Source organism: Hwangdonia lutea (genome assembly GCF_032814565.1).
Classification (GTDB): Bacteria; Bacteroidota; Bacteroidia; order Flavobacteriales; family Flavobacteriaceae; genus Hwangdonia; species Hwangdonia lutea.
In genome coordinates this window covers 2,122,445-2,136,195 of sequence record NZ_CP136521.1, presented here as the reverse complement: position 1 = coordinate 2,136,195, position 13,751 = coordinate 2,122,445, and the positions used below count along the sequence as shown (strand labels likewise).

General features: G+C 34.5%; 13 protein-coding genes. 10 read left to right on the top strand and 3 right to left on the bottom strand.

The window, feature by feature from the left end; genetic code table 11:
* Positions 1 to 48: 48 nt before the first annotated feature.
* Positions 49 to 576 (bottom strand): inorganic diphosphatase, encoded by a 528-nt coding sequence (locus RNZ46_RS09255; protein WP_316981926.1) that lies wholly within the window; start codon positions 574 to 576, stop codon positions 49 to 51.
* A gap of 153 nt (positions 577 to 729) precedes the next feature.
* On the opposite strand from RNZ46_RS09255, the gene RNZ46_RS09250 reads away from it, so the two are divergent.
* The 10 genes from RNZ46_RS09250 (at position 730) to RNZ46_RS09210 (ending at position 9,860) form a co-directional block, all read left to right on the top strand.
* A complete protein-coding gene (locus RNZ46_RS09250; protein ID WP_316981925.1) occupies positions 730 to 2,958 on the top strand; it encodes a M1 family metallopeptidase in 2,229 nt (742 codons plus the stop codon).
* Positions 2,924 to 3,580 carry an SGNH/GDSL hydrolase family protein gene (locus RNZ46_RS09245; RefSeq protein WP_316981924.1) on the top strand — a complete coding sequence of 219 codons (657 nt, stop codon included), beginning with the start codon at positions 2,924 to 2,926 and terminating at the stop codon, positions 3,578 to 3,580. Before RNZ46_RS09250 ends, RNZ46_RS09245 begins: the two co-directional genes overlap by 35 nt.
* Positions 3,581 to 3,698: 118 nt before the next feature.
* On the top strand, positions 3,699 to 4,526 hold the full coding sequence (locus RNZ46_RS09240; RefSeq protein WP_316981923.1) for an alpha/beta hydrolase: 828 nt from the start codon (positions 3,699 to 3,701) through the stop codon (positions 4,524 to 4,526).
* Positions 4,527 to 4,587: 61 nt separating this feature from the next.
* Complete coding sequence (locus RNZ46_RS09235) at positions 4,588 to 4,836, top strand: hypothetical protein (protein WP_316981922.1); 249 nt, start codon at positions 4,588 to 4,590, stop codon at positions 4,834 to 4,836.
* Positions 4,837 to 5,161: 325 nt separating this feature from the next.
* Positions 5,162 to 5,596, top strand: coding sequence for a hypothetical protein (locus RNZ46_RS09230; RefSeq protein ID WP_316981921.1), 435 nt, complete (start codon positions 5,162 to 5,164; stop codon positions 5,594 to 5,596).
* A gap of 217 nt (positions 5,597 to 5,813) precedes the next feature.
* Positions 5,814 to 6,185: a transposase gene (locus tag RNZ46_RS09225; protein WP_316981920.1), complete on the top strand. Its 372-nt coding sequence runs from the start codon at positions 5,814 to 5,816 to the stop codon at positions 6,183 to 6,185.
* Entirely contained in the window at positions 6,182 to 7,036 is an 855-nt protein-coding gene (locus RNZ46_RS09220) for an IS3 family transposase (protein ID WP_316984982.1), read from the top strand. The genes RNZ46_RS09225 and RNZ46_RS09220 overlap by 4 nt, the downstream gene beginning before the upstream one ends.
* An 84-nt stretch (positions 7,037 to 7,120) precedes the next feature.
* On the top strand, positions 7,121 to 7,945 hold the full coding sequence (locus tag RNZ46_RS09215; protein WP_316981919.1) for an ABC-three component system protein: 825 nt from the start codon (positions 7,121 to 7,123) through the stop codon (positions 7,943 to 7,945).
* The gene (locus RNZ46_RS16905) at positions 7,942 to 8,172 is read left to right on the top strand and encodes an ABC-three component system middle component 6 (protein ID WP_350339780.1); all 231 of its coding nucleotides are present in this window, start codon (positions 7,942 to 7,944) and stop codon (positions 8,170 to 8,172) included. Before RNZ46_RS09215 ends, RNZ46_RS16905 begins: the two co-directional genes overlap by 4 nt.
* Positions 8,163 to 9,860, top strand: a complete 1,698-nt coding sequence (locus tag RNZ46_RS09210) for a DUF2326 domain-containing protein (RefSeq protein ID WP_316981918.1) — start codon at positions 8,163 to 8,165, stop codon at positions 9,858 to 9,860. The genes RNZ46_RS16905 and RNZ46_RS09210 overlap by 10 nt, the downstream gene beginning before the upstream one ends.
* A gap of 318 nt (positions 9,861 to 10,178) precedes the next feature.
* On the opposite strand, the gene RNZ46_RS09205 is transcribed toward RNZ46_RS09210, so the two are convergent.
* Both RNZ46_RS09205 and RNZ46_RS09200 read right to left on the bottom strand, forming a co-directional pair.
* Complete coding sequence (locus tag RNZ46_RS09205) at positions 10,179 to 12,692, bottom strand: DUF5686 family protein (RefSeq protein ID WP_316981917.1); 2,514 nt, start codon at positions 12,690 to 12,692, stop codon at positions 10,179 to 10,181.
* Between the two features lie 63 nt (positions 12,693 to 12,755).
* Positions 12,756 to 13,733: a pyruvate dehydrogenase complex E1 component subunit beta gene (locus RNZ46_RS09200; RefSeq protein WP_316981916.1), complete on the bottom strand. Its 978-nt coding sequence runs from the start codon at positions 13,731 to 13,733 to the stop codon at positions 12,756 to 12,758.
* Positions 13,734 to 13,751 lie beyond the last annotated feature (18 nt).

Genomic DNA, 13,751 nt, shown 5'->3' with positions numbered 1-13,751 from the left:
TAAATATTAAGATGGTTTGTTTTTTTGTGCCGTCATAAAATAACGATACTATATTGTAAAGGTTCTTTTTTTCTTGTGCTCACTTTCTTCGTAACGCTGTACACACTTATGATAAATGTCTATGGCTTTTTCGGCATCGCCCCAACCACCAACATCTACTTTCTTTTCTTCTAAATCTTTATAAACCTGAAAAAAGTGCTCGATTTCCTTTATTCTGTGCGGGTTCAAATCGCTTAAATCTTTGTTCTTGCTCCAAATCGGGTCTGAAACCGGTACGCAAATAATTTTTTCATCGGGTCCTTTTTCGTCCGCCATATGGAAAACACCAATGGGTTTTACCTCCATAACAACCATTGGGTACGTTGGTTCTATCCCTAAAACCAAAACATCAAGCGGATCTTGATCCAAAGCCAATGTTTCTGGAATAAAGCCGTAATCGCCTGGATACATCATGGATGAAAACAAGGTACGGTCAAATCGTATTTTATTTAATGTAAAATCGTATTCGTATTTATTTCTACTCCCTTTTGGTATTTCAATCAACACATCAAAAGTCACGTCTTTTTTCTTAGTCATCTTTATTATTTTGGCCTGCAAAGGTACTGAACCTGTTAAGATTTAACAACAAAATCCATTTGTTTTTTTGTTCAAATCCAGTCATAAAACCGGCTGTAAGTCTTAAAAATTACTATATTGCTTTCCTATTATAATTAATTCTAAATCAATATTATGCACCGTTTTCTAATTTACCTATTTTCATTTGTTTTATGTTTATCAATTCAAGCCCAAACTCAAAAATGGCAAGGTAAATTTGAACCGATTGATAATTTGATTACACCACCAAATACCTATCGTACCGCCAGTGGCGCTCCCGGAAAAGCGTATTGGCAACAGCGTGCAGATTATAAGATCAAGGCCGTTTTAGATGAGGCTAACAACACACTTTCTGGCGAAGAAACCATTACGTATTACAACAACTCTCCCCACGATTTAAGCTATTTATGGATTCAATTGGAGCAAAACGTGAACAAAAAAGGGAATGAAGATTTTGGCAGTATAAACAACAGCATTAAAGACGGCATGAACGCCAGACAAATGCAATTTCTTACCAGAGCTATCGATTTTCCTGCGGGCTATTCCATTAAATATATTAAAGACCAAAATGGGCGTGCCATAAAATCACTTGTTAATAATACGATGATGAAAGTGTTGCTTGAAACCCCTCTAAAATCTGGTACTTCCATGACTTTTTCAATAGCTTGGTCCTACCCCATAACCGATCGAAGCATGTATTTATTATCCCGAGAAGGTTACGAATATTTTCCTGAAGACGACAACACGGTTTATTTAATTGCACATTGGTTTCCACGAATGGCAGTGTATAACGATACTGAAGGTTGGCAAAATCAGCAGTTTCAAAAATTAGGAGAATTTGCACTCGAATTTGGCGATTATGAGGTTGAAATTTCGGTGCCGGAAGACCACATTGTAGCTGCAACCGGAAGCCTTCAAAACAGCGACCATGTTTTATCGAAAACGCAGCGAAACAGAATGGAAGCAGCTCGTAAATCGTTTGATAAACCCGTTATGATTATTACCAAAGAAGAAGCCGAGGCCAACGAAAAAACAAAATCAAAAAAACTAAAAACCTGGAAATTTAACGCCACAAACGTCAGGGATTTTGCCTTTGCCTCGTCTCGTAAATTTTTATGGGATGCTCAGGCTGTAAAGTTACCAAGCAACACAGTTATGGCCATGTCCTTTTACCCTAAAGAAGGTTTGCCTGTATGGCAAGAAGAATCTACAAAAGCCATTAAACATGCTTTAGAAGTTTATTCTGAAGCCACCTTTGACTACCCATATCCGGTGTGCATTTCGGTAAACACCTCAAATATTGGCATAGAATTCCCCATGATTAGTTTTAATGGCGGTCGTGCCATAAACGGTAAAATGAGCGATGCCGCCAAACAAGGTATGATAGGCACCATTATTCATGAAGTGGGGCATAATTGGTTCCCGATGATTGTAAGTTCAGACGAGCGTAAATGGATGTGGATGGACGAAGGTTTAAACACCTTTTTGCATCAGCGCACCGTTGCCGAACGCTACCCAAATTTTAACAGCACAACACCAAAAAGCATCGTGCCGTTTATGAGTGGCGATAAAAATATTTTGCGCCCTATAATGACGACCTCCGATAACGAATTAATGAGTCAGTTTGGAGCCAATTTCTACCTCAAGCCCACCGTTGGTTTACAAATGCTGCGCAACTCCATTATTGGCAAAGAGCTATTCGACCAAGCTTTTAAGGAATATGCCAACCGTTGGAAATACAAACACCCCAATCCAGCCGATTTATTCAGAACGCTTGAAGATGCCACCGCAACCGATTTAGACTGGTTTTTTAGAGGTTGGTTTTTTACCACCGACAACGTGGACATGGAATTGGCCGATGTAAAATGGTTTAAGGTTTTTGAGGAAAACACGAATATTGAAGACCAAAACAAAAAATCGCAATTTAAAATTGAAGGCGAAAACCCTAGTGCAAAAGCCAAAGATTTTTCCAACGGTCCCGAAGTTATAAATATGACCAGCACACCAGATGCCGCTTACGGTCAGTTTTTATCGCGACTTGATGAGGCCGAAATCAGAAAGCAAGTGTTGGGAAAAAATATTTACGAAGTGCACATTAAAAATAAAGGCGGTTTGATAATGCCGGTAACTATTGAGTGGATTTATACCGATGGCTCTAAAGAAATCGATAAACTACCGGCTCAAATTTGGCGCAGAAACGAATACGAGGTAAAGCAGACCTTTATAAAAGAAAAGGAAGTTGCCGAAGTTAATCTTGACCCTAACTTTGAGTTTGCCGATGTTGACGCTACCAACAATAGCTTCCCGAAAGTTGAAACAGAAAGTGAATTTGACGCCTTTAAAAACAAGTCCACAGGAAATTAGGCAGATGGTTTTCTTTAAGCATATCATAAGGTTTTTTATATGCACGAGTCTATTCTGCAGTTTAGAAAGTCAGTCAAAACATACCGAATTCCAAATTCTGTTTATTGGCAATAGCTTAACCTATTCCAATAATTTACCGCAATTAGTAAAAAAGCAAGCCAAAAAACACGGTGTTAGGGTGAAAACAAAAATGGTTGCCAAACTCAATTATGCGATTTCAGATCACTGGGACGAAGGTGAAGTGCAAAAACTAATAGCCAGTAAAAATTACGATTTTGTAATTATTCAACAAGGTCCATCGTCGCAACAAAACGGCAAAGAATTACTGGTAGATTATGGTAAAAAGTATCGTGAACTATGTAAAAACAGTCAATCTAAACTCGTTTATTTTATGGTGTGGCCACCCATAAATCATCCCGAACGCTTTGATGCTGTTATTAACAATCACCGTTATCCTGCCAAAATCAATAATGCTATACTTTGTCCCGTTGGCGAAGTTTGGAAAAAACATTTTAGCGCGACAAACAATTACGATTATTATAGTGCCGATGGGTTCCATCCTTCTAAAAAAGGCAGTGAAGCTGCTGCCAAAGTTATTGTAGAGTATTTGTTTCCTAAATGACTTAAAAAAACTCAACTTAATTGCATTTGGCTTTGTAAAAAAATCTACTACCTTCGTTTAACGACCAATACAAAACATTAAACCTATATCATAAATGTCGCCAATTAAAACGATTCGAATGAAAATAATCCTAACATTTTTTAGTATAATCTTATGTAATTTTATTTTTGGCCAAAACGAAAACGAACAGAATAAGATAACTCCACTCTCGATTGGAGAAACAATAAATTTCCAATCGAAAATACTAAATGAAAACAGAATTTTAAACGTTTATCTGCCAAACGGATACGCAGCGGATTCAATAAAAGAATATCCCGTAATTTATGTGTTGGATGGTTCCATTGATGAAGATTTTATTCATATTTCTGGAATTGTACAATTTGGTTCCTTCTCTTGGATTAATATGATACCGGAATCAATTGTTGTTGGAATTTCTAATGTTGATAGAAAAAGAGATTTTACATTTCCAACGAATAACAAAAAGGACAAAGAAGACTTTCCAACAACGGGAAAGTCCGAAAGATTCATCAATTTTATTGAAAAAGAATTACAGCCATATATTGACACAAATTATAAAACAGATTCACTTAAAACTTTGATTGGACAATCTCTTGGAGGTCTTTTGGCTACTGAAATATTATTTAAAAACCCCAATTTATTTGACAATTATATTATCGCTAGTCCAAGTTTATGGTGGGACGACGAATCGTTGCTTAAATACACACCGAGTCCATACTCGTCCAAAAAATCCATTTATATTGCAGTTGGAAAAGAAGGCAAAGTTATGGAACGTACAGCTAAAGCTTTATACCATAAATTAAACCTAATTAAGAAAGAAAATACGAATATATATTTTGAGTTTTTTGAAAAGCAAAATCACGGAGACGCCCTACATTTAGCAGTGTATAGTGCCTTTGAGAAAATATTTACGGAAGAAAAAAATTAAAAACATAAATTGAACTCTGTGTTAATCTGAAAAAGTATAAATTCAATTAACTGATAGTAATATGAAAAAAGAACACATCGAAAAAATGAGTATTCAAGAACTCGAAAAAAAAGCCAAAACTTATAAAATGGCTACAATTGTGCTTAGCATACTCGTTTTAATAATGTTTGTAGTAAGCTTTTTTAATTACCAAGAAAGCGGACTAAGTTTTCCTGTTTTTATGCCTTTCTTCTTTTTGCCTATGGTAATAATTAACAGAATGACTTTTTTAAAACTACAAAAAGAATTAAAGTCGCGGCAGAAAAATTAAAAATAAAAGCTTTTTTTTTGATTACGCCTCTTTTGACTTTGTCAGAAAAAATATCTAAATTCGTTTGCAGCATTAAAACTATGACACACATAATTTGTATATAGTTAATATTAATTATATATAATTGTTGGCAATAATATAACAGAACGCACTAAAAAATGAACAAACTGAATAAAACCGAAATTCTGATAAACCTATTGTGGATAGTATTTGGAATAATTGGTGGAATAAGTTACTACTTAAAAGCGGAATATTAGATTTGTGGAATAATGTTTTTAATTGGAATTTTATCCACTTACAAACTGATTAAATCAATAGTGAAAAAATGAAAAAAATACACTTTGGAAATTTGAATAAAAAAGGTCGTTGGATTTTATTACCTCTGATTTTAATTGGGTTATTTCTGATAATTAATGGAGCTTTTAATTTTATTGAATTCGCAAACCCTAAAATGAATAAATATTTGAACGCAATCGGATATTTAATAGTTTTCGGATTTAGTACTCAAATGTTTTGGTATCAGAATTATGTTCAGTGGAACAAAAGAGGAATCTTAATCAGAATAAAGTCGTTCTTTGGGAAAAACATAAAATTCAAAGAAATAAAATTATGTGAATTGAATGGCAAGAAGTTGATTATTACAGAAACGTATGGAAATAAAATTGAGATTGATTTAAGTCATATAATAGAATCTGACGTTGAAAAATTAATGAATATAATAAACAAAAATACTATTGCCAACAGCGTATATAGCTCATAGCTAATTAGTTGCTTAATCGACGTTAAGGTATATATGGAAAGTCGCCAAATTTTTAAATTTGACGATTTCCAATAAAAAAGATAAATAGTAAAATTTAAAAATTCGGCTTGTGCTTAATCCGAAAATAAACGCTAATTTACACGCTACGAGCCATATACAAAACCGTTGTGCCCAATTTTGACCCGTCCTGAATAAAGGCTACATAATTTTAAACATTATGTACAAAAATGACAAAGTAATTAGACGGTATTCTGAATCTTTTAAACTCAAAATTTTAGACGAACTTACCTCAGGAAAACTAAACAAGTATCAACTTGGTAAAGCTTATGGTATTGCACCTACCACAATCAATGAGTGGATAAAGAAGTACAACCGTAAAGATCTAATGAACACCAGAGTAACTGTGAAAACCAAAGACGAAATAACCCGTATTAAACAACTTCAAAAAGAGATTGAACAGCTAAAGAAACTACTGCTGAAAAAGGATATGGATGCCTTAATAGATGATTCCTATCTGGAAGTTGCAGCAGAACAACTAGGCTATAAATCTGTTCTTGAACTTAAAAAAAAACTAAGTATCAAGCCCTGATTAAGGCCAAGGAAAAATCTAAGGGATTTGCTTCTCTTACTACTATAACTGCTTGTTTCGGACTCAAACGTGATGCATACTACAAATACAAACGTCGTGAGGACAAACGTCTGGAAATAGAGAAAAAAGTAGTGGTTATAGTCAAGAAAAGACGCAGATCCCTTCCCAGAGAAGGCGTTAGAAAACTCACCAGATCATTAGAACAGGAGTTTATTGAATCCAATCTTAAAATAGGCAGAGACACCTTGTTCAACATACTTAGAAAACACAATATGCTCACACTTAGAAAGAAATACAGCTCTAGAACCACTAACTCATTGCACAGGTTCTACAAATACAAAAACATTATTAAAGATGTTGAAATAACTAGACCAAACCAAGTCTGGGTAAGCGATATCACCTACATTAGAACCATAAAAGGTTTTTGTTACCTGGCACTCATTACAGACATGTACAGCCGAAAAATTGTAGGGTATGACATAAGTAACAGCCTGGAACTAAAAGGTTGCGAAAGAGCTTTAAACAAGGCGCTGTATCAAGCTAAAGACACTACTCGACTTATTCACCATTCCGACAGAGGTATACAATACTGCAGTAACGTCTACACTCAAATTTTAAAGAGAAATAACATCGATATTAGCATGACAGAAGAAAATCATTGCTACGAAAATGCCATGGCTGAGCGTGTAAACGGAATTCTAAAAGACGAGTTCTATCTAGATCAGACCTTTGATAGCCTACAACACGCAAGAAGAGCAACAAAAAATGCAATTAATCTATACAACGAAATAAGATTACATTTATCTTTAGACTATAAAACACCCAATATGGTATATTTAAAAACAGCATAAATCAATTTTAACCTGTAGCCATATTTCAGGACAAGACATTTAAGAAAACAATAGTTAAAACATTTAAAATCCTATATTTGCTGAGTGGGAAAAGGACCAAGAAATTATAGCCAACTGACAATTAAAAGACTGTATAGTTTATCTGGAAATCAATGCGCATTTCCAGGGTGCACCACTACCTTTACAAGTCCTAAAAACGATACAAATTTATCAAACATTTGTCATATCGCAGGAGCAGAAAAAGGAGGTGAACGATATGACCCAAACATGACAGATAAGGAAAGGGCTAGCTACGACAATTTAATCTTGTTATGTGCAAATCATCATATCGTAACTAATGATGTTTCAAATCACACAGTTTCATCTTTGAAACTACTGAAACAAAATCATGAAAAAGATATTTTAAAAAAAATTGGAACAACTGATATTTTAAACAAATATCCATCCTCTTTAGCAACTGTGATTAATCACATCAGTTCAATAAGCTTAGAAAATGTTGACATATTAACTTCAACAAATATTTACAGCCCTGACAAAAAAATTGATTACAATAAAGTTATAGTTTACAAACCAATTCTTGAACAGTATAAAGTTTATCATGGAAAGTTGAATAAAATATATTCAGAAATTGAAAAACAAGGTTCGTTTAAAAAAGAATTGCTATTGCAAAACATCAATAAACTTTATTTAAAAGCTAAAGGTGAAATTCTTGGAGAAGATTCGACTATTGAAAAGATTCGAGAAAATGCAGATAAATTAATTGAACTTGTCGAAAACTATTTATGGGAGTTATTCGAAAAAAGTCCAAATGCAAAGGAAGACATTCCTTTTGAAGCTGTTAATATTGGCATGAAGATTATAATCGTTGATGCATTTGTTCGTTGTAAAATTTTAGAAGAGCCTATATGATTTTAAATAAAGACATAAATCCAGAACATTCTTTATACTTTATCGGTTCATTAATACTTAGTGAACTAACAAATTCTAAGAATGAAAAATTTGATTTTCTAGAGTTATATCGTGGTATTCAAAATAGTCAAACGGTTTCAATGAACATATTCACTCTTAGTTTAGATTGGTTATATTTAAATGGTATAGTTGACATCGACAAAGGAAAAATTAAAAAATGTTTCTAAAACTTTTAAAAATAGAAAATGACAAAAACGTCATAAGAGAAGTTCTTTTTCACAAAGGAATTAATTTAATAGTTGATGAAACTAATACTGATAATGAGCAAGAGTCTGGCAATAATGTTGGAAAAACAACTGCAATTCGTCTCATAGATTTTTGTCTAGGCGGTAAAGGGAAAAATATATACCAAGACCAAGAATTTAAAAATAAAGGAAATAATGTCATTGAAAACTTTCTTAAAAACAATAATATAATTATCACCTTAATTCTAAAAGAAGATTTAGATGTCGAGAATTCAAGGGAAATTACTATTCGTAGAAATTTTTTAACTAGAAAAGATAAAATTCAAGAAATTAATGGAGAACAGTTTAATGATGAGAATTTTAAAATAAAATTAAAGGAGTTAATTTTTGACTCTGACAAACTAAAACCGACTTTTAGACAACTTATTGCAAAGAATATTAGAGATGAGAAAAACAGATTAGTTAACGCTGTAAAAGTTCTACATTTTAATACAACCGCAGATGAGTATGAACCTCTTTATCTTTTTTGGCTAGGTATAGATTTAGATGATGCTGACAAAAAACAACGATTGCTATCTCAAAAAAAGATTGAAGAAAATTTACAAAAAAGATTGAGAAAAGAAAGCAATCTTTCTCAAATTGAACAGTCGCTAACTGTAATAAATCGTACTATTTCAGATTTAGAAATTACAAAAGAAAATTTCAACATTAATGAAAATTATGATGATGACCTATCTTCTTTAAATTCAATTAAATCTCAAATCAATAAAATTTCTACTGAAATAAGCCAACTCGAAATACGTAAGGAACTTATTGAAGAAAGTAAAGATGAACTTGAAAAAGAATACTCAAATATTGATGTATCTCAAATTCAATTTCTGTATAAAGAAGCAAAAATTCTAAATCCTTCTATTCAAAAATCATTTGAAGAAACATTGAATTTCCATAATTCAATGCTTTCAGAAAAAATTAATTTCATAACTGAAGAACTTCCAGTTTTAAATGAGTCAATTATCTCAAAAAGGAGAGAACTACAAGATTTATTAATAAATGAGGAAAAATTTACAACTAAACTGAAAAAATCTGGTGCTGTTTCAGAACTTCAAACAATAATTACAAATCTAAATGTCGCATATGAGAAAAAAGGTAATCTTGAAGAGCTAAAAAGATTATGGAAAAACTCAATGGATAAATTAGACGACATTTCTACTCAATTAAGTGAGATAGATAAATCTATTACTGATAAAGATGATTTAATTCAAGAACGAATTTCTGAATTTAATAAGTATTTTTCTTCAATTTCAAATAAGTTATATGGAGAACAATTTGTTATGAGTTCAGAAAAAACTGAAAAGGGTTATGAACTAAATATAACTAGTATTAGTGGGAATTTAGGAACTGGTAAAAAGAAAGGGCAGATTGCAGCGTTTGATTTAGCATATATTCAATTTGCCGATTCTTTAGACATTGAAGCGCTACATTTCATCATTCATGACCAAATTGAGACAGTACATGGTAACCAAATTTTGAATTTAATGACTACTATCATTAATGAAATAAATTGTCAATACATAGCACCTGTTCTTCGTGACAAACTTCCAACTGACATAGATACTAGTATTTATGAAGTGTTGAAATTATCACAAGAAAGCAAACTATTTAAAATATAGAATAAGAAAACTGGGCACAACAATGGCTCCTATAAGTAATTGCTTGTTCTCGCCTACTTCTGAAAATCCTTACGGATTTTCAGTTTGGTGCGTACTTGCAAAGTTAAGTGCTATACCACGCAACTACTCATAGCCGAGACCGTCAAACAAACCTCTCCAAAAACAAAAACAACGTCCCAAATAAAACATAAACTAGCAAATAGGTGCGTTAGCGATTGAACGGTTTGTTTGAAATCCTTTTTGTGAGGCACGAGCAAAAAGATTGAGTAGTGAAAGCGCGACCGGAGTTTTTACGAGGGGAACGCCCAAATAGCCTGCCTAAAAATGAAATCCAAAGGTCCCGGTTACACCAAACTTTCGGGCATTGGGGTAGAGCGCTTTATCTTTATAATTGCCTCTAAAATTAAAGTCGACCCTGAATATTTTAAAGATATTCCCAACGCCTAAACCGTATTCGTAATAGGGTTTATCGTTTGGTGCCACCAGCGGAATGTTATTGGGATTCTCCGTGGTATTTAAGTTGATATTCGCTTGCGAAATATCGCCCCAAACGCCTCGAACACTCACAATTTCACGCAGATTCAATTTGCGTAAAAACGGAATTCTGGAAAATAAACGGCCGTTAAAATTGTGTTCGAAATGAAAGGATGCGTAGGTATCGGACACAAACTCGTAATAATCTAACTGCGAAAAGGTGTTGTAAATTGAAAAATACGATTGGTTTCCGGGGATAACGCTTAACAATCCAAGTGGCACTTCGCCAAAGGTTTTACCGGCTTCCACAGTGGTGTACAACCTACCAAAACCACCCAACTGCCAGGGCTGAATGTACGACAGCTGCAATTTGGTGTAACTAAAATCGCTATTGAGCACGCTCTTATCGCCACGACTTACTTGCGCAAAAATACGTGCAAAATCGTCGTTGGCAGTTCGTCGCTCAACCCCAAAACCTGTCATTTTTCGTTTGGGAAAATAGGAAAGCGAAAGCGAGGTTTCAAATTGAATTATTTTGGATGAAAAACCTGTGGGCTCCTCGTCATCAACATAATCTAAACTAAAGGTTGGTGATGCCGATTCCAAAGTACGGTAATTTGCACCGAGCCTGAAAATAACATTGCGCCAAGGCTCAAGCTGCACTGCTAAACTGGTTAAATTTATGGCTGTTAACTTGTCGTTCGCTCCGGTTCCAACAACCGACGACGAAGCTAAACTGCGCCCCAAAACATCGGTACTTGTGGTAAGGCTAGCCCCTATTTGCTCGACATCGCGCCGATTTCCGCCAGAAATTATCAATCGGCTTCTTTTGTCTAACAGCCATTTTCCCGACATACCGTATTTAAATTTATCGTCTCTAAAACCATAAGCCAAAAAGCCTTCTAAACGCCACAAATCGTTTCTGCCAAAATAGGTTCGCCCGCCGGTGCGCAATCGCAAACCTTCCACCTCATTAAACCCAAAGGTTGAAAAAATAGGCCCGTAATCTAACGGCAAGGTGTTAAACTCAATATAACCCGACGATAAAATGCTGCCTAAATTATAAAGCCTTTTAAACTTTTTAACAGTTTTTAAGGTGTCTAACATTTTGTAAACGCCTTGTTCGTCTTTGTTTAAATCTTCCAAACGGTTTTCAGCCCAAAACGCCTCGTCCCTATCGTAAACATCTTTGTCGTAATTGTAAACTTCTCGGTCGTAAAACTTTTTATCTAAGGGTTTATCGAATTCATAATTATTAAATAATGTGGTTCGTTTGCCGTACACACCACGCGAATTTTCTTTTTTGTTTAACGCGAAATCAGACATCATATAATCGCGTTTTACAAGAAATAACGAATCGTTAAGCACTTCAAATTCCTGTTCGATATAAATATCCTTCACCCAGTTTATGTTGGCGCTTTTTGAGGCTTGTAAATTAATTTCCTTTATGGCATAGGTGGAATCTGCCACCCAAAAATCGCCTTTAAAGGTGAGTTCGTTTTTACGGCGCGGATAATAAATAATATTGTAGCACCATTTATTGTCGATAAAGGCACTGTCGGACAACACGTAATTATAAGTATTGATGCCTGTTTTTGAAAGTGGACTTACGAAGCTTTTATCGAAAAATTTCAGGTAATTATCGTACACATTATAATCGGAATACAAATCGTCAACAAAATCGATTACCACTTGATTATCACTAAATCCCGAGTTTTTATTGCCTTTTAAAACCTCTTTTTCCTTATTGATTACATTATCGCCATAAACCCTGGAAACGGCTTCGTTAATAAACATGGGCAAATAGGTTTTACCCGTAACGCGCGAGGTATCTACTTCGTTAAACACAAATTCCATACCTCTAAAAAGCTTACTTTTAATTAGCGCACTATCGATGGTATTGATGTCGAATTCTACTTTTTCGTACTTATCGTATTCGTATTGTTTGTAAAGATGTAATCCGTTTTTGCGTTTGTGTTCCCAAATTTTACGCAGCAAATCGATAGCCGGATTATTCTTTTTTGATTGTTTTCCAGACACAATAACCACCGCATCGAGTTGTGCCGTTTCCTCTTTTAAAGTGAATTTTAAATTGTAGTTTACTTTTTTATCCAAAGGAACAATTAATGTTTCATAGCCAATAAAAGACACGGATAAGGCGCTCCAAGTTTCGTTGGATTCTAAATAGAATTTTCCGTTTTCGTCGGTAATCGTGCCTTCTGAAGAACCTTTAAATATAACATTGGCAAACGATATGGGCTCGTTAAACTCATCAAAAACATAACCGCTTACTTTGGTTTGGGCAATGGCTGAAATAAATCCTAGGAAGAGAAATGTAAAAAGTAGTTTTATGTTCATAGTATAAAAAAACTTCATCAACAATCGTGCTAATGAAGTTTATATAACGTAAAAAAAATTAATTTATTTGTACAACACTTTTTTAACGGCCTTAATTACTTCAGTGTAATCTGGCAGCCATTCTTCCAGTAAAACCGGTGAGTACGGCGCAGGTGTATCTGCGGTATTAATTTTAACAATTGGGGCATCTAAATAGTCAAAAGCCTCCGATTGCACCAAGTATGTAATTTCGGTTGCTACATTTCCAAAAGGCCATGCTTCTTCCAAAATGACGAGTCTATTGGTTTTTTTAACCGACTCTACAATCGCCTTTCTGTCCATAGGACGCACGGTTCTTAAATCGATAATTTCACAAGAAATGCCTTCTTTTTCCAATTCTTCAGCGGCTTTGTAAGCCTCTTTAATAATCTTACCGAAAGACACAATAGTAACATCGGTACCTTCGCGTTTTATATCGGCAACGCCAATTGGTAAAACATATTCGCCTTCTGGTACTTCACCCTTATCGCCGTACATTTGCTCGCTTTCCATAAAAATAACAGGGTCATCATCGCGAATGGCAGCTTTTAATAAGCCTTTGGCATCATAAGGATTTGATGGTACAATTACTTTTAAACCTGGTGTATTGGCGAACCAATTCTCGAATGCTTGCGAGTGCGTAGCACCCAACTGACCGGCAGAAGCCGTAGGGCCACGAAATACAATAGGACATTTAAATTGTCCACCCGACATTTGTCTAATTTTTGCCGCATTATTTATAATTTGATCAATTCCAACTAACGAGAAATTAAACGTCATGTACTCCACAATAGGTCGGTTTCCAGTCATGGTAGAGCCAATGGCTATTCCGGCAAACCCAAGTTCTGCAATTGGTGTATCAATTACACGTTTTGCTCCAAATTCGTCTAACATACCTTTTGAAGCTTTGTAAGCGCCGTTATACTCCGCAACTTCCTCACCCATTAAATAAACGCTTTCGTCTCTGCGCATTTCTTCGCTCATGGCTTCGCAAATGGCTTCTCTAAATTGAATTGTCTTCATTAAATGTGTTTTTAAATC